This window comes from Gemmiger formicilis, assembly GCF_024462815.1.
Taxonomy (GTDB): Bacteria; Bacillota; Clostridia; order Oscillospirales; family Ruminococcaceae; genus Gemmiger.
This window is the reverse complement of record NZ_JANGCG010000011.1, coordinates 1-23,888: the sequence shown is the minus strand read 5'-3', so window position 1 is coordinate 23,888 and position 23,888 is coordinate 1. Positions and strand designations below refer to the sequence as shown.

Here is a 23,888-nt window from a genome sequence, read left to right as displayed (position 1 = left end):
CGAAACGAAAGGAGCTTATCTATGAGCGGCAAGAAAATTACATATAATCCCCCCGCAACGAAGCCAAAACGGCCTATCGCTGAACGAGTAGTGAGCGAAAGGGGAAGAAAAGAACTGCCTCCCGGCACGAAGGGAGGTGAGAACTTGAAACCTGACCGCCACTACGAGCACAAGCAGCACGCCTTTGACAGCTACTGCAAGAAGGTGCTGAAATACGAGGCGTACAATGGCTATCGTGAGATCAGCCGCCGCCAGAAGTGTGAGGCATTGTTCAGCGAACTGTCGGAGGAGAAATTGGCCCAGCTTGCGGTTTATGACCGCTACTCCTGGGAATACACGGCCTTCCCCGTGGGAGGCGCTGTGATCCTGATTGAGGATGACCGGCTGGCCGAGGCGCTGAACGCCCTGCCCCAGAATAACCGGGACATCTTCCTGATGTACTGGTTCCTGGACATGGCAGACCGCGAGATCGCCGAGTACATGAACATGGCCCGCCGGACGGTCAACACCCGCAGGCAGAAAGCCTATCGGCTGCTGAAGGAGCTGATGGGAGGTGAAGCGGATGATTAAATCTGCGTGCACGCGGGCGTCGCTGATCCCTTATCCGGTGATCGCCGCCGCTGTCGGGGGCAACCCCGAAGCGGTGAACCGGGTAGTCCGGCACTATTCCGGCTATATCGCCGCGCTGTCTACGAGGACAAGCTATGACCTTGACGGTTTTCCTCGTCCCCAGGTAGATGAAGATTTGCGCCGGCGGCTGGAAACGAAGCTGATTATCTCCATCCTGGGCTTTGATCTGAACTGACCCAGGGCCGGGCGCTGCGTGTTTTCCCCCTTTCCACGCGGCGCCCCTATATAGCACCTTGACAAAGAAAGCCCGTTGGGAGGCCAACGCCGCAGTATAAGGCAAACGGATACATTCCTGTTTGTGCCGAGCCATACGGTCGGTGCGCCATGACCTCGTTTCAAGTCCGCAGGACGGGACCACTGTAACGGGCGAGCGAACAGCACCAGACCGCAAAGCAAGCGTGGCAGCTTGTGGGCGATGACACACGGGCAGGGTTAAAGATACTCGCGCATTGAACGCCCACAAAGCATTGTGCGCCGCACCCATCAGCATGGGCCGGGGTTAGACTCCCGTGGAGCTGTGCCAGCAGCCGTCCGTAAGCCTACTTTTCCTTTTTGAAAGTTTATGGATAGATCGTAAACTTTTCAATTAGCAGCAGACAAACATGGAGCAGCACGGTAAAATGATGGTGGAAGTTATATTACCCACACATATTCGTGCTGTTCCTTTTCATAACTGAAAGGGGGTTCTCATGTCTCAAACATGGAACGGCACGAAGAAAGAAACCCCTGAAAGAAGGACGTATACGGTTGACGATATTGCTCAAATTCTGGGCATCGGAAGAACTTCCGCATATATCCTTGTAAAAGAAGGGCACTTCAAAATCGTGCGAATTGGTAACGCCATACGCATTTCCAAGCGGTCATTTGACGAGTGGCTTGACTCCCTCGACCTGTGATCCAAGAAAGGAAGAACGATATGGCATCTATTATCAAGCGAAAGAAAAACTATTCCGTTGTTTACAACTATGTGGACGAGAACGGAGAAACCAAACAGAAGTGGGAAACCTGGCATACCCACAAAGAGGCCTTGAAGCGCAAGGCGGAAATCGAAAATCAGCAGCACACGGGAACTTTTCTCCCGCCAAGCAATCAGACGATTACCGAGTTCCTTTATGACTTCGTATCTCTTTACGGAGAAAAGAAATGGGGCGTGTCTATGTATGACAGCCAAACGGCGCTGATTGCGAACTATATCAATCCGATCATCGGTGATATGGAGGTACAGGCGGTTACTCCCCGTGCGGTTGACGGTTATATCCAGACCTTGCAGAAAACCAAGTCGGTGTCTACCAAGACCCGAAAGGCTGTTACCACCTATGTCAGCGACAAGACCATTGAAAAGATCATCAAGCTCCTGCGGTGTGCGTTTAAGCAGGCGGTACGATGGGAAATCATTGCAAGAAATCCCTTTGACAATGTGATCCTCCCTAAAACGGAGTATGCGAAACGGGATATCTGGACAGCGGATATGATCCGTCTTGCCCTGGACAAATGCACGGACAGCAAGCTCTATGTGGCAATGAACCTTTCCTTTGCCTGCTCTCTGCGTATGGGTGAAATCCTGGGGCTGACCTGGGAGAACGTCCATATTTCCGATGAAGATATTGCGGCGGATAATGCCTATGTCTACATCGACAAGGAGCTGACGAGGGCTTCCAAACGGGCGATTGAAACGCTGGGTGAGAAGGATATCTATTACATCTTCACTCCGCTCATGCCGAACACCAGCACAAGAATTATTCTGAAAAAGCCGAAAACCGATTCCAGCATCCGTAAGGTGTGGCTGCCGAAAACGCTGGCTTACATCCTGCGGGAATGGAAGAAGTCCCAGGACGAGCTGAAAGGCTTCCTGGGTGACGAGTATCAGGACTTCGATCTGGTGGTGGCACTTCCCAATGGCCGCCCCTGCGAGGATCGGATCATCCTCAAAGAGTTTGCAAAGCTCCGTGAGGACGCAGGGCTGCCGAAGGTGGTCTTTCATTCTCTCCGTCATTCCAGTACCACCTACAAGCTGAAACTGAACCACGGCGATCTGAAAGCCACCCAGGGCGATACAGGCCATGCTGAGATCGACATGATAACCGGTATCTATGCTCACATTCTGGACGAGGATAGAAAGGTCAATGCTCAGAAATTTGAGACAGCCTTCTATGCCAAGCCTGATCTTCGCAATGTCCGTCCGCCGGAAGAACCGGCAAAATCGGAGCCTGCGACCCTGGACCTTGAAAGCCTTGTGGAGCAGCTTCAGAAGTCGCCGGAGCTTGCAAGTGCGCTCGCAGCCCTGATAGCGGCGCAAGCCCCGGCAAAGTGATCCGAAAAATCGAATTAGCAAAACGCAGAATTTTCTTAGCAAATTTCTAAAAAGCGTTCGAGTCCAATTAGCAAATATACATCATGCGGCGCATAAAAATCTCCCGGTAATGGAAGTGGAATTACCGGGAGAAGGAGAAGCAAAAAGCGTTGCAAGCCCCGAAAAAGGGCTTGCAGCGCTGCTGTGGCGTCCCAGAGAGGATTTGAACCTCCGACCCCACGCTTAGGAGGCGTGTGCTCTATCCAGCTGAGCTACTGAGACATTTTTAAGATTTATGCAATTTTCACTGCTCGAAGGAATCGAACCATCTGCCGCTTAGGAGGCGTGTGCTCTATCCAGCTGAGCTACTGAGACATATAACGTGTGAATATCTTCCTAATTATACCTGTTTTATACCCGGATTGCAAGGGGAAAATCCCGCACGCTACGCAAATTTTATGCGCAAAACGTGGGAAAAGCCCTTGCAACGCGGGGAAATCTATGTTATACTGTACCTCACATGAGACTTTTCACGTCTATGACGGCGTGGATAGAAATAGAAGGAGTGCTATTCAATGAACTGGTATGAGATCGCTCTCGGCGTTGTCCTCGTCGTTGTGTCCGTGCTGATTATCGTTTTCACCCTCGCACAGGAGCAGAAGGGTCAGGGCCTTTCCGGTGCCATTATGGGCGAGAGCTCTGCAACGATGGCTGCCGGGCGTGAGCGCGGCGTTGACGCTAAGCTGGCCAAGCTGACCAAGATTTGCGGCGTTGTTTTCTTCGTCGTTACGCTGGTCGTCTGCGTCCTCAGCGCACGTCTGTGATGCTGACAGCGTAAGCTAAAAACAAAAGGGTCCGCCAAGCGCTTCAGGCCTTTGCAGGCAGCGCCCCGGCGGGCCGTTTTTTGTGGAAAGATATAAAGAAAGCTGTAGGAAGGGCACCGCCGGATGGCGGTGCGACGTAAATTAAAGGAGTAAATATGACACCCTTACAGAAATCTATTTTGAATGCAGTTAAGCGCCGCCCCATGACGCTGCGCGAGCTGCAGAACAACCTGCAGGTGGATAATTCCCGCCTGCGCACCACCGTCTCTGCCATGGTGGCCACCGGCGAGCTGTCGATGCGCAACGGCACCTATGTGCCCGGTTTTGCCACCTATGAGAACACCAACGCCCCGGACACGATTCCCTGCACGCTGGTCAAGCTGGCGGCACGGTTCGGTTTTGCCAGCCGTGATGACGGAGAGGGCGATATCTTCATTCCGGGCCGTGCGCTGCATGGCGCGATGCCCAATGACAAAATCAACGTCAAACTGTTCGACCATCCCCGCGTGGAGGGTTCCTCCGAGGGTGAGGTTGTGGAGGTCACCGTGCCGAACAACCGCTTTGCGGGCACGGTCTGCCTGTCCGAGGACGGCCGTATGGCCGTGGAGCCGGACGGCTGCCGCGATGTGAAGTTCCTGCTGGCCAAGCAGGGGAGCGAGGGCGTCCATCTGGGGGATAAGGTCGGTTTCCTGATTACCCACCGCGGCAACCGCCACAGCGACCACCGCGCCGCCGTTGTGGAAAAATTCGGCTCCTCGGATTACGCCTCCGAGTGCGCCAAGGCCATTCTGTACGGCCGCAATGTCCGTCAGGAGTTCCCGCCCGAGGTCCTGGAGGAGGCCCGTGCCTACGATAACGCAGTGGTTGACCCGGCTGAGGTTGCCAAGCGTCTGGATCTGCGCGGTATTCCCATCTTCACCATCGACTCTGCCGAGACGAAGGACATTGACGATGCCATCAGTCTGCAGAAGCTGGAGGACGGCTATGAGCTCGGCGTTCACATCGCGGATGTCAGCCACTATGTCCGCCCCGGCTCTGCCTTGAACGAGGAAGCCTTTGAGCGCGCCACCAGTATCTACTATGCCGACAAGGTTATCCCGATGCTGCCCACCCAGCTGTCCAACGGTATCTGCTCTCTGAATGAGGGCGAGGATCGTCTGGCGTTCTCCTGCCTGATGCGGTTGGACGAGAAGGGCGAGATCCACAGCTACAAGTTCGTCAAGAGCGTGATTTGCAGCCGTGTCAAGGGTGTGTACAAGGAAATCAACGCCCTGCTGGAGCCGGAGGAGGGCGCAGACCTCTCTGAGCTGCAGACCAAGTACGCCGCTGTGCTGGAGCAGCTGCCCACGATGGACGAGCTGTACCGCAAGCGTCTGGTGCTGCGCAAGGCCCGCGGCGGCATGGAGATTGAATCCAACGAGGCTAAGCTCGTCATGGACGAGAACGGCCGCTGTGTCGACATCGTCAAGCGCGACCGCGGCACCTCGGAGTGTATGATTGAGGAGTTCATGCTGCTGGCCAACCAGTGCGCCGCCAACGCGGGCCGCACCAACAAGGTGCCGTTCGTCTACCGTGTGCATGAGGCCCCCGATGCTGAGAAGATGGAGAAGCTGTCCGCCACGCTGCTGGCCTGCGGCCTGAACGCCAAGTTCAAGAACCCCATCCCCACCCAGCTGGAGCTGGCCGCCCTGCTGGACGAGACCCGCGGGCAGCCCATCCAGATTCCGGTGCACACCGGTATCCTGCGCAGTATGCAGAAGGCCCGCTACGCTCCGCAGCCGCTGGGCCACTATGGTCTGGTGCTGGCGGACTACGCGCACTTCACCAGCCCCATCCGCCGCTATCCAGACCTTGCCATCCACCGCATCCTGAGTGAGATGCTGCAGGGTGTTTCCAACAGCCAGCTGCAGAAGGACTTCAACGAGTTTGCCCAGCAGGCAAGCGAGAAGTCCAGCAAGCAGGAGGTTGCAGCCGTGCGCATTGAGCGCGATGTGGAGGATCTGTACAAGGCAGAGTATATGCACAACCATCTGGGCGAGGTCTACACCGGCACGGTGGCCGGTATCACGCCCCGCGGTGTCTTTGTTGAGCTGGACAACACGGTGGAGGGCTTTGTGCCCGCCGCGCAGCTCTGCAAGGGCGAGCCGCAGGTGATTGACGGTGTCAGTATGCTGGACCCGCTGACCGGAAAGAGCTGGATGCTGGGCTCCTCCATGAAGATTCAGGTCGCCGCCGCCGATGTGGCGCTGGGCCGCATTGATTTTGAGTATATGGTCGAGTAATTCCGCCGAAAACAGTAAGCACCCTGCCCGCAATGGGCAGGGTGCTTGTTATTATATCACCTTGTGGTTCATCCACTTGCCGCGGACGAAGCGAATCAGGAAGCAGATACTGCGGAAAACCCAGTCGCAGAACATACCCAGCCAGACACCGGCCAGACCCAGCTGGAACTGCAGCACAAAGACATAGCTCAGAATCACGCGGAACAGCCACATACTGATGATGCTGACCGTCATGGTGTATTTGGCATCACCGCCCGCCCGCAGGGCGTTGGGTAGGGTAAAGCTGGTGGCCCAGAAGAACACACTGGCAACGTTAAACATATGCACCACAGTTGTGCAGAGCACCGAGGCCTCCGCCGAGAGGTTGAACCACGTTACAATCTCGGGCATCAGCACAAAAACGAGGGCGTTGGCAATGGCCAAGCCGCTGATGGCAATGCCCAGCAGGGTGACAGAGTAGTGCTTGGCCTGCTTTTTGTCGCCTGCACCCAGGCACTGGCCGATAACCGGAATCATGGCCAAGCTCATTGTGTTGCCGGGAATGTTCGCCAGCGTGGAGACCGAGTTGGCCACGGCGTTGGCCGCAATGGCCGAGGTACCCAGCGTGGAGGTCAGGCTGCTGACACAGAGCTTGCCAATCTGGAACATACCGTTTTCAAGGCCAGAGGGGATGCCGAGGGAGAGAATCTGCCGGATGGGCTGGCTGCGGGGCTTCAGGTCGGCCAGCTCCTGCACGCGCAGGGGATTGCTCAGGTTCTGGTTCTGCCACAGGATAAAGACGGCGGCAAACACGCGGCCAATCAGCGTGGCCAGCGCCGCGCCGATGACCCCCATGCCAAAGCCGTAAATCAACAGCGCGTTGCCCGCAATGTTGATGACGTTCATCACAAGGCTGGCCAGCATACTGATGCGGCTGTTGCCCTGCGCACGGAACAGCGCCGCACCGCCGTTGTATAGCCCGATGAAGGGGTAGGACACCGCGCTGATGAGGAAATATTGTTGGGCAAACCGCATAACATCCTCATCAATGCTGCCAAAGACGCCGCGCAGAATCGGGCGGGAAAGCAGCATACAGACAATGCCCACCACCACGGTGGAAATGCCAAGCACGCTGTACAGCTGGGCGGCGCTGCGGCAGGCGTTCTCGGTGTCCCGGCGGCCCAGATACTGGCTGGCAATGACCGCGCCGCCGGTGGCAAGGGCAGAAAGAATCTGGATAATCAAAACGTTCAGTGTGTCCACCAGCGATACGCTGGAGACGGCGGCCTCGCCTACACCGGCTACCATCAGCGTGTCGGCCATGCCCATGGTGACGCTGAGGGTCTGCTCCAGCAGCAGGGGCCAAATCAGGGTAAACAGCGCCCGCTTGGTAAACAGGGGTGCTTGCGGCGTTGTGTTAACTGCCATTGTAAAAAGCCTCTTTCCATAGAATGTACCAATAGTATACAGCAAAATTTATACGAAATCAACGTTTTGACACGTGTCCAAAAATGACTGCAAAAGAGCATAACAAAAGCGTTTTGCGGCAAAATGGCAAAAAATCAAATCGCAAGGATATTGCGCACTTTTCGGTATAGAAAAGCCCCAGCCGCGGAGGGACGCGGCCGGGGCAGGGGCACAGCGGTTTTACACGCTGTGGGCTTGTTTGATTTTAGAAGTCAACCTCGGTGTCATAGTAGCAGCACTTCAGCAGCTTTTCCATCTCTTCCTGACTGGGCTGGCGCGGGTTGGAGCCGGTGCAGGCGTCGGCAATCGCATTCTTGGCGATTTCGGGCAGTCTCTCGAGGAAAACATTCTCCGGCACAAAGCCCTGCTCAGTGGGGTAGGAGTCAGCGCCGTAGTGGCCGATGCAGTGCGGGATGTTCAGGTCATCGTTCATGCTGCGCAGATACTGGATGAGCAGGGCAACCTTCTCATCGTCATTCTCGCCGCCCAGATGCATCTTGTCGGCAATGACGCCGTAGCGTGCCTTGGCGGTGGGATCCTTGGCGTTGAAGGCGATAACCTTGGGCAGGTACATGGCGTTGGCCGCACCGTGGATGATGTGGGCACCATAGTCCGCAAAGGCTGCGCCGGTCTTATGGGCCATGCTGTGGACGATGCCGAGCAGCGCGTTGGAGAAGGCCATACCGGCCAGACACTGCGCGTTGTGCATAGCGTCACGCTTGGCCATATCGCCGTTGTAGCTGCCGACGAGGTCAGCCTGAATCATCTCGATAGCGTGCAGGGCCAGCGGGTCGGTGAAGTCGCAGTTGGCGGTGGAGACGTAGGCCTCAATCGCATGGGTCATGGCGTCCATACCGGTGTGGGCCACCAGCTTCTTGGGCATGGTGTGGGCCAGCTCGGGGTCAACGATGGCGACATCGGGGGTGATTTCAAAGTCGGCGATGGGGTACTTGATACCCTTCTCATAATCGGTGATGATGGAGAAGGCCGTGACCTCGGTAGCCGTGCCGGAGGTGGAGGAGATGGCGCAGAAATGAGCCTTGCGGCGCAGCGGCGGGATGCCGAACACCTTGCACATATCCTCAAAGGTGATGTCGGGATATTCATATTTAATCCACATGGCCTTGGCTGCGTCGATGGGGGAGCCACCGCCGATTGCCACAATCCAGTCGGGCTGGAATTTTTCCATGGCGGCAGCGCCCTTCATGACGGTTTCCACGGACGGGTCCGGCTCAATGCCTTCAAACAGCTCGACCTCCATGCCGGCCTCTTTTAAGTAGGCTTCTGCACGGTCCAGGAAGCCGAAGCGCTTCATGGAACCACCACCGACGCAAATCATGGCGCGCTTGCCGGGCAGGGTCTTTAAAGCCTCCAGCGCGTTGGGACCATGATACAAGTCACGGGGTAAAGTAAATCTAGCCATAGGGTATGCCTCCTTAATATAATAAAATGCTCTTTTAGGACTTTGATAATTAAATGTCAAAACAGACTATATACAGTATACACCCAATGTGTCTAAATGGTCAATCGACAATACGGAGAATTTCACGCCGATAATTCGTCATTTTGCCAAGAGCTGCCGCATAGCCTTATGAGAAGGGGAAAGGGGGCCGGGGGTATGCGTCACATCACGCCGCAGCAAAATGCAGCCATGCGCCTGCGCACGCGGCTGCTGGCCGCCGTGTTGGCGGCCGGATGTCTGGGCGGGCTGGCCGTGCGGCTGGCGGTGCTGATACTGTGCGACCCCGGCGGCTATGCGGCCCGTGCCGCCGACCAGCAGCTGCGCGGGGCCACGCTGCCTGCCGCCCGCGGCGAAATCTATTCCGCGGATGGCACACTGCTGGCGGCCAGTGAGACCTGCTGGACCATCCGCGCCGCCCCGCGTGAGATGGCCGATGCGGATGTGGAGCCTGCCGCCCGGGCACTGAGTGAAATTCTGGAGCTGGACTACGCCGATACGCTGGCAAAATTTAGCCAGCGCACCTCCAATGACTGCCTGCTGCGCCGCCGCGTGGGGCGCGAAATGGCCGATGCCGTCCGCGACTGGTGCCGGGAAAACGGCGTCAGCGGTGTGCAGATACGGCAGGACACAAAGCGTGTCTACCCGGAAGGGAGCTTTATGGGCGGGATATTGGGCTTTACCGATGTGGACAATGCCGGGCTGTGGGGGCTGGAGCTGCGCTACAATGACGAGCTGACAGGGGAAAATGGGCGCATCCTGACCGCCAAAAATGCGTGGGGCTATGATATGCCCACCCACTACCAGACCTTGGTGGACGCCGTGCCCGGCAATACGCTGACACTGACAATTGACGCCAACATTCAGCACTGGCTGGAAAGCGCCCTGTCCGCGGCGGTGGCTGAACACCACGTAGCCGAGCGCGGCGTGGGCATTGTGATGGACGTGCAGACCGGGGCGGTGCTGGCAATGTCCTGCCAGCCGGACTATAACCCCAACACACCGCGCACCCTTATAAATAAGGAAGTCCGCGACGCCGTGAATGCCCTGACCGGCGCAGAGCGCAGCGCCGCTTTGCAGCAGGCCCAGCAGGCGCAGTGGCGCAATAAGGCCATCAGCGATTTGTATGAGCCGGGCAGTGTGTTCAAGCTCATCACGGCCGCGGCGGCGCTGGATTCCGGTGCGTGCAAGGCTACCGACTACTTCACCTGCGCGGGCAAAATCACCGTGGCCGGTACACGGTTCCACTGCGCAAACGGGCATATCCATGGCAGCGAGACCTTCGCCCGGGGGCTGGCCGTCAGCTGCAACCCCTGCTTTATCCAAATCGGGGCGCGGCTGGGCAAGGAGCGCTTCTGCGATTATTTTGCGGCGTTTGGCCTGCGGGAGGCCACCGGCATAGACCTGCCGGGCGAAATCAAGCGCAGCGAGTATTACACCGCCGACCGGATGGGCCCGGTGGAGCTGGCGTCCTGCTCCTTCGGGCAGAGCAGCAAGGTCAGCTATCTGCAGATGCTCACGGCGGTCTGCGCGGTGGTCAACGGTGGCAGGCTGATGCAGCCCTATGTGGTGGCAAAAATCACCGCCCCGGACGGCACAGTCATAAAAGAGGTACAACCCACGGTAAAGCGGCAGGTCATCAGCGCCGAAACCTCCGCCACAATGTGCCGCCTGATGGAGGGCGTGGTCACGGACGGCACCGGAAAATATGCGGCGCTGGCGGGCTACCGCGTGGGCGGCAAAAGCGGCACCAGCCAGAAGCTGGACAGCGCCAACGAGGGCGCGCGCATTGCCAGCTTTGTGTCGGTGGCGCCCATAGACGCGCCGCGGCTGGCGGTGCTGATTTGTCTGGATGAGCCCCACAGCTGGACCACCAGCGGCGGCGCACTCTCCGGTCCGGTCTGCGCCGAGGTGCTGGAAAAGGCCCTGCCGTATCTGGGGTACGCGCCGCAGACATCGACATAAAAATATCAAAAAAAGCACTATTGACATTCGCACATTCGGTGCTATACTTGTAAAGTACGCAAACGAACTGTTAGATTCTGAACAATCCGGATTCTAACAGGCCCGGAAGAGAAAATCGGAACAGGAGGGAAGAAATGTGCGATAAACTGCAAAATGAATGTGGAAGCTGTGCGTCAGAGCATTTCGGCGCGCTGGTCAATCAGACCGCGCGGGTTGTGCGCCGCGCACTCGATGCCCGCATTACAGCGGATGTTTCGCCGGAGCTTTCCGGCGCACGCGGCATGGTGCTGGGCGATATCGTCCGCGCCAACCGCAGCGGGCGGGACGTCTACCAGCGGGATATTGAGCAGTGGTTCAACATCCGCCGTTCCAGCGTGACGGCCATGCTGCAGGGGCTGGAGCAGGACGGCTTCATCACCCGGTGTGCTGTGGAGAAGGACGCCCGCCTAAAGCGGCTGGTGGCGACCGAAAAGGGCCGCGCCTGCCACGCAGAAATTGAAGCCTGCATTGCCCGGTTTGAGGATGACCTGCAGGCGGGGATTGACCCGCAGCAGGCAGCCGCGGCCCGCGCAGTGCTGGAGCTGACGCTGAAAAATGCACAGCATATCTTGAAAACGGAAAACACCAACCAGGAAAGGGGAAATACCACTTGTTAAAAACACTTGGACGTGAAACCAAGGGCTTTCGCCTGGTCTCCGTGCTGACGCCCATCTTTATGATTATGGAAGTCGTCATGGAAATGATCATCCCGAAGCTCATGGCCTCCATCATTGATGACGGCGTTACGCCGGGCAATATGCAGGTCATCTACACCATCGGTGCACAGATGCTTGTGGCGGCGCTGTTCGGGCTGCTGTTCGGTATTCTGGGCGCGGTGTCCGGCTCCCATGCGGCCACCGGCTTTGCCCGTAATCTGCGCCGTTCGATGTTTGCAAACATCCAGACCTTCAGCTTTGCCAACATTGATAAGTATTCCACCGCGGGTCTTGTCACCCGTATGACCACCGACGTGACGAACATCCAGAACGCCTACCAGATGCTGCTGCGTATGTCGGTGCGTGCCCCCGCCAGCATGGTGGCGGCGCTGATTATGTCCTACACCATCAACCGCCAGCTGGCCAACGTCTATCTGATTGCCGTTATCCTGCTGGGCTGCGCGCTGTTCTTTATTATGAACCGCGCCACGAAGTACTTCGGCGAGGCCTTCCGCAAGTACGATGACCTGAATGAGAGTGTGCAGGAGAACGTCTCCGCCATCCGCGTGGTCAAGGCCTATGTGCGTGAGAAATTCGAGAGCGAAAAGTTTGAGAAGGCCAGCGGCGATGTGCGCAACCTGCTGATGCGCGCCGAGCTGATTCTTTCGTGGAACGCCCCGCTGATGCAGCTGACGGTGTACAGCTGCATCCTCATCATCTCGTGGGTGGGCGCACAGCTCATTGTCAGCTCCGGCGCAACCACCTTCACCACCGGCGACCTGATGAGTATGCTGAGCTACTGCATGAACATCCTGATGAGCTTGATGATGCTCTCGATGGTTTTCGTTATGATTACGATGTCCATGGCCTCCGCCAAGCGCGTGGCCGAGGTTCTGGACGAGCAGTCCGACCTGACGAACGGCGAAAATCCCGTCATGGAAGTCAAGGACGGCTCTGTCAAGTTTGACCATGTCAGCTTTGCCTACAAGAAGGACGGCGAGAAGGCGCTGGAGGATATCAATCTGGATATCAAATCCGGCGAGACCATCGGCATCATCGGCGGCACCGGCTCGGCAAAGTCCAGCCTGGTGCAGCTGCTGCCCCGCCTCTACGATGTGACCGAGGGCAGCGTGACCATCGGCGGCGTGGATGTGCGTAAGTATGACCTGGAAACTCTGCGCAACAACGTGGCCATGGTGCTGCAGAAGAACGAGCTGTTCAGCGGCACGATTGCAGAAAACCTGCGCTGGGGCAACCCCGAGGCAACCGATGCCGAGATTGAGGAGGCCTGCAAGCAGGCCTGCGCCGATGAATTTATTGAGCGCTTCCCCGATAAGTACGAAACCCACATTGAGCAGGGCGGCAACAACGTCTCCGGCGGCCAGAAGCAGCGCCTGTGCATTGCCCGCGCTTTGCTGAAGAAGCCCCATATCCTGATTCTGGATGACTCCACCTCTGCGGTCGATACCGCCACGGACGCCAAAATCCGACACTCCTTTGCCGAGAAGATTCCCGGCACCACGGTCTTTATCGTGGCGCAGCGCATTTCCTCCGTGGAAAATGCGGACAAGGTGCTGGTGCTGGACAACGGCCATGTCAGCGGCTTTGACACCCCCGCCAACCTGCTGGCAACCAACGCCATTTATCAGGATGTTTACAACAGCCAGACCAAAGGCTCCGGCGATTTTGATGAGAAGGGAGGGGAGGCATAATGGCACAGCAGCCTAAGGTTGTCAAAGTTGGCCCCGGCGGGCGCAGCAACGGCCCCCGCCCCAAGGTCGAAAACCCCGGCAAGGTGTTCAAGCGCATCCTTGCCTATGTGATGAATCTGTACAAGGTGCAGGTCATTGTTGTGCTCTGCTGTATTCTGCTGGCGGTTTTTGCCCAGCTGCAGGGCACCATGTTCTCCCAGACGCTGATTGACGGCTACATTCTGCCCCTTCTGAAGGACGGCAGCAATGACTTCTCCGGCCTTGCCGCCGCCATTATGCGGGTGGCCGCCTTCTATGCGGTGGGCATCATTGCCATCTTTGTGCAAAACCGCCTGATGGCTAAGATTACGCAGGGCACGCTGAAGAGCGTCCGCGATGGGATGTTTACCCATATGCAGACGCTGCCCATCAAGTATTTCGACACCCACGCCCACGGCGATATTATGTCGATTTACACCAACGATACCGACACCCTGCGCCAAATGATCAGCCAGAGCCTGCCCCAGCTGGTCAACACGATTATCACACTGGTCGGCGTGCTGGCCTCGATGATTTACCTCAGCATCCCCCTGACGCTGCTGGCGCTGGCGATGGTCGGCGTGATGTTGCTGGCCACCAAATACCTGACTGGCAACTCCGGCAAGTTTTTCGTCAAGCAGCAGCAGGAGCTGGGCAAGGTCAACGGCTATATTGAGGAAATGATGAACGGCCAGAAGGTCGTCAAGGTTTTCTGCCATGAGGACATTGCCATTGAAGAATTCAACAAGCTCAACGATGAGCTGTTCCACAGTGCCGACAAGGCAAACGCCTACTCTCTGGTGGCCATGCCGGTCAACGGCCAGCTGGGCAACCTGTCCTATGTGCTCTGCGCCATTCTGGGCGGTGCACTGGCCATCAACGGCTTCGGTGGCCTGACGCTGGGCGGTCTGGCCAGCTTCCTTGTGCTGACCCGCCAGTTCAACCAGCCCATCAGCCAGATTTCCATGCAGCTGAACTCCGTGGTTATGGCACTGGCCGGCGGCTCCCGTATCTTTGCCCTGCTGGACGAGAAGCCCGAGGTCAACGAGGGCGATGTCACGCTGGTGCACGCCAAGTATCAGGCGGATGACACCGTCACCGAGACGAACGAGTCCACCGGTACCTGGGCGTGGAAGCACGTGGGTGCGGACGGCAAGCCCACCTACACCGAGCTGAAGGGCGATATCGTCTTTAAGGACGTGGACTTCGGCTATGACGAGAAGAAGATTGTCCTGCACGATATCAATCTGTACGGCCGCCCGGGCCAGAAGATTGCCTTTGTCGGCTCCACCGGTGCCGGCAAGACGACCATCACGAACCTGATCAACCGCTTCTATGACATCCAGAAGGGCCGGATTCTGTATGACGGTCTGGACATCAAGGCGATTGAGAAGGACGCGCTGCGCTCCTCGCTGGGCATCGTGCTGCAGGATACCCACCTGTTCACCGGCACGGTTATGGAGAATATCCGCTACGGCCGCCTGACTGCCACCGATGAGGAGTGTATGGCCGCCGCCAAGCTGGCAAACGCCGATACCTTCATCAAGCATCTGCCCGATGGCTACAACACGATGCTGACCGGCGACGGCACGAACCTGAGTCAGGGCCAGCGCCAGCTGCTGGCCATTGCCCGCGCTGCCGTTGCTGACCCGCCGGTGCTGATTCTGGATGAGGCAACTTCCTCCATCGATACCCGCACCGAGAAGCTGGTGCAGGACGGCATGGACGGCCTGATGTATGGCCGCACCACCTTTGTGATTGCCCACCGCCTGTCCACGGTGCGCAACTCTGACTGCATTATGGTTCTGGAGCAGGGCCGCATCATCGAGCGCGGCACCCACGATGAACTGATTGCCCAGAAGGGCCGCTACTACCGCCTGTACACCGGCAATTTTGCCGAGAACAGCTGATAGCGCACAAGTCGTAAAAAGCCGCAAAAGGGCTTAAAATCAATCAAAACTGCTGGGATAGCATCTGCCGTCCCGGCAGTTTTTGTGCAAAACGCCGCAACAGCGCGAAAAAGTTGACGCGCAGGGAAAAAATGGTTATAATAGGATACGTAGACACGCAGAAAGCTGTGCCTGCCTGCGGCCTGAGGGAAGAACCGGCCGCCTTACATAAGCTATTTTTTGAATATAAACAGGAGGGGATTGCATTATGGCACCCAGAAAGAAAACCGCACAGACCGTTCTTACCGAGGGTAAGTTCTACACTATCAGCGCTGCCAATGGCAAGGTTGTGGAGGTTGCCGATTATAATATCGACAACGGCGCCAAGATTCAGCTGTGGGACAACGCGAACGCCGAGTGGCAGCAGTGGAACTTCGTGGCCGCCGGTGACGGCGTCTACCGCATCCAGAACCGCTTTACCGGCAAGATGCTCGACTTGGATATGGGCGGCGTGAGCGACGGCACCCGCGTCCACCAGTGGGAGGGCGCACAGGCCTCCAGCCAGCTGTGGGTTGTGGAGCCCACCAATGACGGCCGCGTCAAGATTAAGTCCAACCTGGCCGGCAAGCTGCTGGACCCCGGTATGGCTACCGAGAACGGCACCGTGCTGCAGATCTGGGCTGATGTCAACGGTGACAACCAGTTCTGGACCATCGACGAGGTCACCCGCAAGCCTAAGACCAGCGTGAAGGCTTCCGCCGTCAAGGCCAAGGCCGCTGCCGAGAAGGCCGCCACCGAGGCTGTTGAGGAGGTCGTCAAGGCCGCTAAGCCCGTGGTTGAGAAGGCTGCCAAGGCTGCCAAGCCTGTTGCCGAGAAGGCCGTCAAGGCTGCTAAGCCGGTTGTGGAGAAGGCCGTCAAGGCCGCTGAGCCTGTGGTCGAGGAAACCGTCAAGGCCGCCAAGCCCGTGGTCGAGGAGACTGTCAAGGCTGCTAAGCCGGTTGTGGAGAAGGCCGTCAAGGCCGCTGAGCCCGTTGTCGAAAAGACCGTCGAGGCCGCAAAGCCGGTTGTCGAGAAGGCTGTCGAGGCTGCCAAGCCTGTGGTCGAAAAGACTGTGGAGGCCGCTAAGACTGCCGCCGCCAAGACCAACGCCCGCAAGGGCGGCAAGGGCAAGCGCCGCAAGTAATCGGTACTTGTAATTTTACCTCTGCAATTTTTATGCTGTAACGATAAAACCCCGCCCCATCAAGCACTTCACTTGATGGGGCGGGGTTGTTTTTATGGGTAAGGCGTGCTTACACGCGGCAGGGCAGGGGCGCTGCGTTTAGCCCAGTGCGGCGATGCTCTCCCTGATTTTGGCGGCCTTCTCCTGCGCGGCGGCCAGCTTGGCGCGGGTTTCCTCCACCAGCTTGGCGGGGGCCTTCTCAACGAATTTGGGATTGTTCAGCTGGTTCGTGAACATACCCAGCTCCTTCTCGGCCTTCGTCAGCTCCTTGTTCAGGCGGGCCAGCTCCTTCTCGCGGTCGATGAGCTCCATCATCGGGATAAAGCCCTTCGCGTCGGGGGTGGCCACGTTCACCATGCCGTCGGTGCTGCCCTCATACTTCGCGGTCACGGTCACATCGGTGGCAAAGGCGAAGCGGGCCAGATAGGCACCGCCCTTCTCAAAGGCGGCGGGGCTGGCGGTCTCGATGACCATGCTCGTCTTTTTGGCGGGGTGGACGTTCATCTCGGCACGCATGGCGCGGACAGCCTTGATGTAGTCCACCAGCTTCTCAAAGTCGGCGCAGTCCTCGGCCCAGACCTTCATATTCTCATCGCCGGGCCACTTTTCGTTCATAATAGTCTCGGCGCTGCCAGGCAGAGCCTGATAGATTCCCTCGGTGATGAACGGCATAAAGGGATGCAGCAGTTTCAGGGCCTTGTCCAGCACGTAGACCAGAACCTTGCGAGCTGTGTCGGCGGCGGCTGCGTCCTCGCCGTTCAGGCGGGTCTTGCAGATTTCGATATACCAGTCGCAGTAGACCTCCCAGATGAAGTTCTCAACCTTCTCGGCGGCCAGACCCAGCTCATACTTGTCAAGGTTGGCAGTTGCTTCGGCGGCAACCTTGGCCAGCTCGGACAGAATCCACTTGTCGCTCATGTCCAGCAGTTCCTCGGCGGGCAGGCCGGGCTGGAAGTCCTCGGGCAGGTTCATCTGCACAAAGCGGGAGGCGTTCCACAGCTTGTTGGCAAAGTTGCGGCAGGCCAGCACCTTTTCGTCGCTGTAGCGCATATCGTTGCCGGCGGTGGAGCCGATAATCAGCATCATGCGCAGCGCGTCCGCGCCGTACTGCTCAATGACCTCCAGCGGGTCAATGCCGTTGCCCAGCGACTTGGACATCTTGCGGCCCTGGCTGTCGCGGACGATGCCGTGAATCAGCACGGTGTCAAACGGCGCTTTGCCGGTGTAGGCAAGGCCGGAGAAAATCATGCGGGACACCCAGAAGCCGATGATGTCATAACCGGTGACCAGGGTGTTGGTGGGGTAGAAGTAGTTGTAATCCGCAGCGTTCTCATCGGGCCAGCCGAGGGTGGAGAACGGCCACAGCGCGGAGCTGAACCAGGTATCCAGCGTGTCGGGATCCTGCGTCAGATGTGCGCTGCCGCACTTGGGGCAGATGGCGGGGGCGTCCTTGGCAACCACGGTCTCGCCGCAGTCATCGCAGTACCAGGCGGGAATCTGGTGGCCCCACCAGAGCTGACGGCTGATGCACCAGTCGCGGCCGCCCTTCATCCAGTTGATGTAGTTCTTGGTGAAGCGCTCGGGCACAAACTTGATTTCGCCCTTCTCCACGCTCTCAATGGCGGGCTTGGCCAGCGGCTCCATCTTGACGAACCACTGCTTGGAGACCATCGGCTCAATGACGGAGTGGCAGCGGTAGCAGGTGCCCACGTCATGGGTCAGCGGCTCAGTCTCCTTCAGGGCACCGCAGGCCTCCAGATCGGCCAGAATGGCCTTGCGGGCCTCCAGTGCGGTCATGCCGGCATACTTGCCGCAGTCCAGCACATCGGGCTCATCAGCAGCGGCGCGGCCGGCAGCCTTCTCGGCATCCACGGCGGCCTTGTCGGCGGCGCCGGTCATATGGCCGTCATAGGTCAGCACGCGAATCATCGGCAGATTGTGGCGTTTGCCGACCTCAAAGTCGTTGGGGTCATGGGCGGGGGTGATCTTCACAACGCCGGTGCCCTTTTCCATATCGGCGTGCTCATCGCAGACAATGGGAATCTCGCGGCCCACCAGCGGCAGCACAACATGGCAGCCGTGCAGATGCTTATAGCGCGGGTCATCCACGTTGATGGCAACGGCGGTATCGCCAAGCAGCGTCTCGGGGCGGGTGGTGGCCAGCTCCAGCAGCTCGCCGGTCTCCTTGACCGGGTAGAGCAGATGCCAGAAGCTGCCCTCCTTGGCCTCGTACTCGACCTCGGCATCGGAAATCGAGGTGTTGCAGTGGGGGCACCAGTTGACCATACGGTTGCCGCGGTAAATCAGGCCCTGGTCATACAGGCGGACAAAAACCTCTTTGACGGCGTTGGAGCAGCCCTCGTCCATCGTGAAGCGCTCACGCTGCCAGTCGCAGGAGCAGCCCAGCTTCTTCAGCTGGCTGACAATGCGGTTGCCGTAGGTGTTCTTCCAGTCCCAGGCGCGCTCCAAAAAGCCGTCGCGGCCCACCATCTCCTTGGTCAGGCCCTCCTCGCGCATTTTGGCCACAACCTTGGCCTCGGTAGCAATCGAGGCGTGGTCGGTGCCGGGCACCCACAGGGCGGCGTAACCCTGCATCCGCTTGTAGCGGGTCAGGATGTCCTGCCAGGTTTCGTCCATCGCGTGGCCCATGTGCAGCTGGCCGGTGACGTTCGGCGGCGGCATAACGATGGTAAACGGCTTTTTGCTGCGGTCAATCTGGGTATGGAAATACCCCTTGTCGCACCAGTTCTGGTAGATGCGGTCCTCGGTGCCCTGCGGGGCATACTGCTTGGCGAGTTCTTTCGGCATATTGTGACCTCCTAGTGAATGTGCGGGGCGTTTTTTGCAAATGAAAAAGCCGCCCCATGAGTTTATCATGGGACGGCCTGAAAAATTCAAGTCGCGGTACCACCCAAGTTGCCCTCCCGGGCCGCTTTGCGGCAGGCCGAACAGCCCGCCTGCCCTGATAACGGCGGCAACCCCGGGCGCGGCTGGCAGGGGAGAAGCCCCTCTCACCGCGCCTGCTTGAAAGTGACAGCACCCGCCGCGCTCTGCCGGGCTTGCATCAACCCCCGGCTTGCTGCAAAAGTACGATGCGGGCACACTCTTTCGCACTGCATTTGTACCTTATAATGTACAGCAGGCGGGCGGATTTGTCAAGGGGGCAATCGCGCCTCACCGCACAGTGGGCGGGGTCATTCCCAGCCCTGCCAGACCTCCGGGCAATACCCCACGGTGGCTTTCTTTCCATTGCGGACAACAGGTTGGCGCAGCAGCTGCTGGTTCTCAAATAGCTTGTCGGCCTGCTGGCTCTCGTCCAGCCAGCGCAGAAGCGCCAGTGTGTCCTTGTCCCGGGCTTTTTCATCGACCAGCTTTTCCCAGCCGCCCACGGCGCGGCAGACATTGTCAAATTCGCCGCGGCTCATGCCCTTTTCCTTCATATCCACCATCTGGAACCGGATATTGCGCTCCTTGAACCAGCGCTGGGCCTTCTTGGTATCAAAACTCTTGTTGGTGCCGAAAATCTGGATGTTCAAAACCGTTTCCTCCTCTGGAATTGCAGTGTTGCTTTAAGGATAGCACATTCCCTCCGGCTTGGCAACGGCCACCAAAAGCCCGTTTTGCCGCCTGCGGGCGTGTTTTTTGCGCCGGACGCTTGCTCTTGTGTCCGGCGGGTGCTATAATGTCAATTCATAGAGGAGTATAGTACCAGTGAGGAAAAATATGGAAAGAGAAAAGACAAGCCCGCTGCTGATTGTGTTCCGCGTGCTGTTCACCGCGGCGCTGATTGGCTGTATTCTGTTTATTTTTCACAATTCGTTGGAGACCGGCGCGGAATCCTCGGCCCGCAGTCAGGCTGTAATGCAGATGGTGAACAGCTTTCTTGCAAAGCTGCACCTTGGCCCGCTGTCGGAGCATTTAATACGAAAGCTCGCGCACTTCTCTGAATTTGCGCTGGAAGGCTTTCTGCTGATGCTCTGCATCCGCGTCTACACACGGCATTTCGTGCGCCATATGAGCTGGCCGCTGCTGGGCGGTATGACCACCGCCCTGATGGACGAGACCATCCAGCTGCGCAGCGTCAGCCGCACCTCTTCCGTTGTGGATGTTTGGATTGATATGTCCGGCGTTGTAGCAGGACTGCTGGCGGCGCTCATCATCCTGCTGATTGTCCGCGGCATAACTGCCTATGCCCGGATGGCGCGGGAAAACCGTGCTTTGCGTGCCGAACGTGAGGAACTGCGCCAGCGTGAGCATGAGCGCCTGGCCCGCCGCGCCGCCCGCCGTGCCTGCGAAAACCAGAAACTGCAAAGCTATGAGGAGGACGAAGAATGACAACCCAACAGGCAATTGAGGCCCTGCACGCCCTGCCGCGCATGGGCAAGGGAGAGCCGGGGCTGGCCCGGATGCAGAACCTCTGTGACCATCTGGGCAACCCTGAAAAAGAACTGCAGTGCATCCACATTGCAGGCACCAACGGCAAGGGCAGCCTTGCGGCCATGACCTCGTCCATCCTGACGGCGGCGGGCTACAAGACCGGCCTGACCATCAGCCCCTATGTGGTGGACTTCCGGGAGCGTTTCCAGATTGACGGCGAGATGATACCCCCGCGCACGCTGGCCGGCCTGACCCAGAAGGTGATGGACGCCATTGACGCCATCGTGGCCGAGGGCGGCGAGAAGCCGGTGGAGTTTGAGGCTGTCACCGCGCTGGCACTGCTCTGGTTTGCCCGCGAAAAGTGTGATTTGGTGGTGCTGGAAACCGGCCTGGGCGGCCGCTGCGATGCCACAAACATCGTGCCCCACAAGCTGGTGGCGGCCATCACAAAAATCGGCTATGACCATATGGAGATTCTGGGGGACACGCTGGACAAAATCGCCGCCGAAAAGGCCGGTATCATCAAAGAGGGCACTGTGGTTGTCAACTATCCCGACCAGCCCGCGGAGGCAATGGGCCCGATTCTGACCGCTGCCGACGAGGCACACACCAGCATCATCACGCCGGACAAGGATGATTTGACGATGCTGCGTGGCAAACGGCTGGAAAACCGTATCGACTACGGCGGCTACCGCGTCGCACTGGGTCTGCCAGGCACCCACCAGGCCAACCACGCTGCCATGGCGGTGGAGATTGCGCTGGCTCTTTGGCGGGAGTTCGGGTATGACATCTCCGATGATGCCATTCTGCAGGGGCTGGAAAATGCCCGGATGCCCGCCCGCATTGAGGTAATGCGTCGCCATCCGCTGCTGCTGCTGGACGGCTGCCACAACCCGGACGGCACCAAGATGCTGGCCGCGACCCTGACCCGCGCTGACTTTGAGGAAAACCTCGTCGGTGTGCTGGGCGTGCTGGCGGATAAAGATTATAAGGATATGCTGTCCGATTTGGCACCCTGCTTTGCCAAGGTCTATACTGTCACCCCCAACTGCCCCCGCGCCCTGAGTGCCGAGGATTTGCAGAAGGAGGCGCGTTTTCACACCGAAGCGGAAGCAGCTGACAGCGTGGCGGATGCCATCCGCAAGGCCGTTGACTTCGCGGACGAAAATAACCTTGCGGGCGTTGTTGTCTGCGGCTCGCTCTATCTCGCTGCCGAAGCCCGGCCCATTCTTTTAAAGGAAGCAGAAAAATAAGCCCGTCGGCGTCATTCCAACAAAATATGCACCCCGAAGCCTGTATCATGGACGATACAGGCTTTTTATTTTGTAAAAGGGGACGAACCTATGGCCAAAGTAACCTTTGTGCCCGGTACCGGCACGCTGGCGGCTTATCTCAGCGGCGAGATAGACCACCACGCGGCCCAGTCACTGCGGCGGGAAATTGATGCACAGGTGGATGACCGCCTGCCGGAGCTGCTGACGCTGGATTTCTCCGGTGTGACCTTTATGGATTCCTCCGGCGTGGGGCTGATTCTGGGGCGCGGTCGTCATATTGACGCGCTGGGCGGGCGGCTGACGGTGCAGAACCCGCCCCGCGCTGTGCGCCGTATGCTGGATCTGGCACACATAACCTACGCCTAAACGGAGGAAACCACCGATGAAAATGCTCAATCAGGTCAAGATTACCTTTGCGGGACGCTCCGTAAACGAGAGCTTTGCCCGCGCCGCGCTGGCGGCGTTTCTGGTGCAGCTGGACCCCACCGTCCCCCAGCTGGCCGACATCAAGACCGCTGTGTCAGAAGCCGTGACCAACTGCATTGTCCACGCCTACCCGGACAGGCTGGGCCCCATCACGATGACGGCGGCCATCTATGAGGGCGGCGTGGTGCGCATCACAATTACCGACCGCGGTGTCGGCATTCCGGATATCGAAAAAGCGATGGAGCCGATGTTCACCACCGGGGACGCCGAGGAGCGCGCCGGGCTTGGCTTTGCGGTTATGCAGAGTTTTATGGACAAGGTCAAGGTTTCCTCCACGCCGGGCCGCGGCACCCGTGTGACCCTGACAAAACGGCTGGAGGCGCGGACGTGAGTGCCCTACATATATAAAAGGAGGGGACAGTCATGCCCGCAGAGCTGCAGCCGCGTGAAGAATTTATCGAGAGGAATCTGGGCTTGGTGCACGCCTGCGCCGGGCGCTTCAAGGGGCGGGGGATAGAGTACGAGGAGCTGTACGCCGCAGGCTGTCTGGGCCTGGTCAAGGCCTGCGATGGGTTTGATACCGGGCGCGGTGTCTGCTTTTCCACCTATGCCGTGCCGGTCATACTGGGGGAGATAAAAAAGCTGTTCCGCGACGGCGGCACGGTAAAGGTGAGCCGGTCACTCAAGGAGTTGAGCCTGAAGATAAACGCCGAGCGTGAACGCTGTCTGAAGCGTACCGGCCGTGAGCCCGCTGTGACCGAGTTGGCAGAGACGCTGGGCACAACCCCGGAGCAGATTGCACTGGCTATCCGCGCCGCACTGCCCACTCTGAGCCTGACGCCGGTCGATGACGAGGACGGCCTGCGGGAGTTTGATGTGCCGGTGGATTCCCCGGAAGAGGCACTCTCCGACCGCATTGGACTGGCCGAGGTGATGGACAGGCTGGATACCCGCGACCGCCAGCTTATCCGGCTGCGCTTTTTCGCGGGCCGCACCCAAAGCGAAACCGCCCGCGTTCTCGGCACAACGCAGGTACAGATTTCCCGCCGCGAACGCCGCATCTTGAAATGGATGAGGGAACAACTGTTGGAAGCACAATGAAATGGCAGATACCGTAAACCCATTATCACATCGTAGGGGCCCGGCCCGCAGCTTTTCCGCAAGCAGAATTTGCCGTATAGCCACCCCGGTAGGGGCCGGGCGTGCCCGGCCCGGTTGTTTCCCAATATCTGCTGTTACCGGTAAACCACTGAACCCTCCGCACCCACATTTAGTAGTCATACTTCCCCATCTCCGCAATATACACCTTGCCCAAATACCTCCCTCAAAATTTGTCAAAAAATCCGAAAAAAGGTGTTGACAAAGTATAGGGGGGTGTG

Annotated in this window: 20 protein-coding genes and 2 tRNA genes; 16 read left to right on the top strand and 6 right to left on the bottom strand. The window is 58.4% G+C overall.

Going from position 1 to position 23,888, the window contains the following annotated elements:
* Positions 1-144: 144 nt before the first annotated feature.
* The 4 genes from NE623_RS10000 (at position 145) to NE623_RS09985 (ending at position 2,941) form a co-directional block, all read left to right on the top strand.
* Positions 145-570, top strand: coding sequence for an RNA polymerase sigma factor (locus NE623_RS10000; protein ID WP_256272301.1), 426 nt, complete (start codon positions 145-147; stop codon positions 568-570).
* The gene (locus NE623_RS09995) at positions 563-805 is read left to right on the top strand and encodes a helix-turn-helix domain-containing protein (RefSeq protein ID WP_025654191.1); all 243 of its coding nucleotides are present in this window, start codon (positions 563-565) and stop codon (positions 803-805) included. The genes NE623_RS10000 and NE623_RS09995 overlap by 8 nt, the downstream gene beginning before the upstream one ends.
* 514 nt (positions 806-1,319) lie before the next feature.
* Positions 1,320-1,526, top strand: a complete 207-nt coding sequence (locus tag NE623_RS09990) for a helix-turn-helix domain-containing protein (protein ID WP_005541444.1) — start codon at positions 1,320-1,322, stop codon at positions 1,524-1,526.
* A gap of 20 nt (positions 1,527-1,546) precedes the next feature.
* On the top strand, positions 1,547-2,941 hold the full coding sequence (locus tag NE623_RS09985; RefSeq protein WP_181986014.1) for a site-specific integrase: 1,395 nt from the start codon (positions 1,547-1,549) through the stop codon (positions 2,939-2,941).
* Between the two features lie 184 nt (positions 2,942-3,125).
* On the opposite strand, the gene NE623_RS09980 is transcribed toward NE623_RS09985, so the two are convergent.
* Together NE623_RS09980 and NE623_RS09975 are read right to left on the bottom strand one after the other, a co-directional pair.
* Positions 3,126-3,202 (bottom strand) — tRNA-Arg (locus NE623_RS09980).
* A gap of 30 nt (positions 3,203-3,232) precedes the next feature.
* Positions 3,233-3,288: transfer RNA gene (locus tag NE623_RS09975), tRNA-Arg, on the bottom strand.
* Positions 3,289-3,495: 207 nt separating this feature from the next.
* Here NE623_RS09975 and secG point away from each other — a divergent pair.
* Together secG and rnr are read left to right on the top strand one after the other, a co-directional pair.
* Entirely contained in the window at positions 3,496-3,744 is a 249-nt protein-coding gene (secG, locus tag NE623_RS09970) for a preprotein translocase subunit SecG (RefSeq protein ID WP_256272302.1), read from the top strand.
* Positions 3,745-3,899: 155 nt separating this feature from the next.
* The gene (gene rnr / locus NE623_RS09965; RefSeq protein WP_256272303.1) at positions 3,900-6,026 is read left to right on the top strand and encodes a ribonuclease R; all 2,127 of its coding nucleotides are present in this window, start codon (positions 3,900-3,902) and stop codon (positions 6,024-6,026) included.
* 51 nt (positions 6,027-6,077) lie between these two features.
* On the opposite strand, the gene NE623_RS09960 is transcribed toward rnr, so the two are convergent.
* The gene (locus tag NE623_RS09960) at positions 6,078-7,433 is read right to left on the bottom strand and encodes an MATE family efflux transporter (RefSeq protein ID WP_256272304.1); all 1,356 of its coding nucleotides are present in this window, start codon (positions 7,431-7,433) and stop codon (positions 6,078-6,080) included.
* Between the two features lie 244 nt (positions 7,434-7,677).
* Positions 7,678-8,895, bottom strand: coding sequence for an iron-containing alcohol dehydrogenase (locus tag NE623_RS09955; protein ID WP_256272305.1), 1,218 nt, complete (start codon positions 8,893-8,895; stop codon positions 7,678-7,680).
* Positions 8,896-9,090: 195 nt separating this feature from the next.
* Here NE623_RS09955 and NE623_RS09950 point away from each other — a divergent pair, with 195 nt between their 5' ends.
* The 5 genes from NE623_RS09950 (at position 9,091) to NE623_RS09930 (ending at position 16,393) form a co-directional block, all read left to right on the top strand.
* Positions 9,091-10,896 (top strand): peptidoglycan D,D-transpeptidase FtsI family protein, encoded by a 1,806-nt coding sequence (locus NE623_RS09950; RefSeq protein ID WP_256272306.1) that lies wholly within the window; start codon positions 9,091-9,093, stop codon positions 10,894-10,896.
* A 134-nt stretch (positions 10,897-11,030) separates the two neighbouring features.
* A complete protein-coding gene (locus tag NE623_RS09945; RefSeq protein WP_256272307.1) occupies positions 11,031-11,552 on the top strand; it encodes a MarR family winged helix-turn-helix transcriptional regulator in 522 nt (173 codons plus the stop codon).
* Complete coding sequence (locus NE623_RS09940) at positions 11,546-13,303, top strand: ABC transporter ATP-binding protein (protein WP_256272309.1); 1,758 nt, start codon at positions 11,546-11,548, stop codon at positions 13,301-13,303. Before NE623_RS09945 ends, NE623_RS09940 begins: the two co-directional genes overlap by 7 nt.
* A complete protein-coding gene (locus NE623_RS09935; protein WP_256272310.1) occupies positions 13,303-15,231 on the top strand; it encodes an ABC transporter ATP-binding protein in 1,929 nt (642 codons plus the stop codon). The genes NE623_RS09940 and NE623_RS09935 overlap by 1 nt, the downstream gene beginning before the upstream one ends.
* Before the next feature lie 247 nt (positions 15,232-15,478).
* The gene (locus NE623_RS09930; RefSeq protein WP_256272311.1) at positions 15,479-16,393 is read left to right on the top strand and encodes an RICIN domain-containing protein; all 915 of its coding nucleotides are present in this window, start codon (positions 15,479-15,481) and stop codon (positions 16,391-16,393) included.
* A gap of 138 nt (positions 16,394-16,531) precedes the next feature.
* Here the strand turns inward: NE623_RS09930 and NE623_RS09925 are convergent, their stop codons facing one another.
* The gene (locus NE623_RS09925; RefSeq protein WP_256272312.1) at positions 16,532-19,240 is read right to left on the bottom strand and encodes a valine--tRNA ligase; all 2,709 of its coding nucleotides are present in this window, start codon (positions 19,238-19,240) and stop codon (positions 16,532-16,534) included.
* Between the two features lie 386 nt (positions 19,241-19,626).
* The gene (locus tag NE623_RS09920) at positions 19,627-19,968 is read right to left on the bottom strand and encodes an arsenate reductase family protein (RefSeq protein WP_256272313.1); all 342 of its coding nucleotides are present in this window, start codon (positions 19,966-19,968) and stop codon (positions 19,627-19,629) included.
* A gap of 187 nt (positions 19,969-20,155) precedes the next feature.
* Here NE623_RS09920 and NE623_RS09915 point away from each other — a divergent pair, with 187 nt between their 5' ends.
* The 5 genes from NE623_RS09915 (at position 20,156) to NE623_RS09895 (ending at position 23,610) form a co-directional block, all read left to right on the top strand.
* Positions 20,156-20,767 carry a VanZ family protein gene (locus NE623_RS09915; protein WP_256272314.1) on the top strand — a complete coding sequence of 204 codons (612 nt, stop codon included), beginning with the start codon at positions 20,156-20,158 and terminating at the stop codon, positions 20,765-20,767.
* Positions 20,764-22,062, top strand: a complete 1,299-nt coding sequence (locus NE623_RS09910; RefSeq protein ID WP_256272315.1) for a bifunctional folylpolyglutamate synthase/dihydrofolate synthase — start codon at positions 20,764-20,766, stop codon at positions 22,060-22,062. The genes NE623_RS09915 and NE623_RS09910 overlap by 4 nt, the downstream gene beginning before the upstream one ends.
* 90 nt (positions 22,063-22,152) lie before the next feature.
* On the top strand, positions 22,153-22,449 hold the full coding sequence (locus NE623_RS09905) for an anti-sigma factor antagonist (protein WP_256272316.1): 297 nt from the start codon (positions 22,153-22,155) through the stop codon (positions 22,447-22,449).
* 16 nt (positions 22,450-22,465) lie between these two features.
* Positions 22,466-22,900, top strand: coding sequence for an anti-sigma F factor (spoIIAB, locus tag NE623_RS09900; protein ID WP_256272317.1), 435 nt, complete (start codon positions 22,466-22,468; stop codon positions 22,898-22,900).
* A gap of 32 nt (positions 22,901-22,932) precedes the next feature.
* Positions 22,933-23,610: a sigma-70 family RNA polymerase sigma factor gene (locus tag NE623_RS09895; RefSeq protein WP_256272318.1), complete on the top strand. Its 678-nt coding sequence runs from the start codon at positions 22,933-22,935 to the stop codon at positions 23,608-23,610.
* The last annotated feature ends 278 nt before the right edge of the window (positions 23,611-23,888 follow it).